General features: G+C 70.8%; 1 protein-coding gene. It reads left to right on the top strand.

Annotated features, from left to right (window positions below; genetic code table 11):
- Positions 1 to 233: 233 nt before the first annotated feature.
- Positions 234 to 911: ABC transporter transmembrane domain-containing protein (locus VQ02_RS27085; RefSeq protein WP_245239874.1), on the top strand; the 678-nt coding region annotated here is incomplete at its 3' end.

Below are 911 nucleotides of genomic sequence, written 5' to 3'. Positions count from 1 at the left end.
CCGCACATTGCTCCGCCCGCCTCCGTGTCGCCGCGCATCCTGCACGCCTCGGTTTTGACACGAAATTTACATGCATGCGGCAATTGTTCAATTAAGCGCAACCTTCGCGCCTGCCCGACGCTCCCCTCGCCCCGGCTCGCCGGCCCGCAGCCCAGCCGCGCGCCGCCCCGCGTTGCTGCGGGCCTCGGCCCCGTGCTAGCGCGACGTCTCAAGAAACGGACGAAGCGAGCATCATGGCGCGGCGCCCCCTCATCTCCGGCGACATGCTGCCGCTGCTCCTGCGGCTCTGGCGCGACTGGCTGCGGCCGCATGCCGGCACCCTCGCGGTCGTGCTGGCGCTGATCGCCGTCATCGGCGCCGCCACCGGCTTCTACCCGACCCTGATCAAGGCCGCCTTCGACGCCTTCGACGCCAAGGATGCCGCCGCGCTCGCCTACGGACCCGTCCTGGTGATCGCCGTGACGGCGGTGCGGGGCTTCGCGCTCTTGGGCCAGACGGTGCTGACCAACCGGGTCGTCACCCGGGTCGAGGCCGACATGCAGGCGGCGCTCTACGGCCACCTGATCGAGCAGGACCTCGCCCAGCTCGGCCGCGAGAGCGCGGCGAGCCTGACCCAGCGCTTCACCACCGACTTCGCCTTCATCAAGGAGGCCCTCACCCGCATCTCCACCGTGCTCCTGCGCGACGTGGCGATGCTGATCGCCCTCGTCTGCGCCATGGTGTGGATGGACCCGTGGCTCACGCTCGTCGCCGGCGTCACGGTGCCGTTCGTCGCCGGGCCGATCGCCCGCATCGGCAAGAAGCTGCGCCGGGTCTCGACCTCGACGCAGGAGCAGGTCGGCGCCACGGCGAGCCTGATCAGCGAGAGCCTGGCCGGCGTCCGTGTCGCCAAGACCTACGGCCTCGAGGGC

This window comes from Methylobacterium variabile, from assembly GCF_001043975.1.
GTDB classification, from domain to species: Bacteria; Pseudomonadota; Alphaproteobacteria; order Rhizobiales; family Beijerinckiaceae; genus Methylobacterium; species Methylobacterium variabile.
Note: the sequence above shows the minus strand (reverse complement) of the source record. Positions and strands in the feature narration are given on the sequence as shown.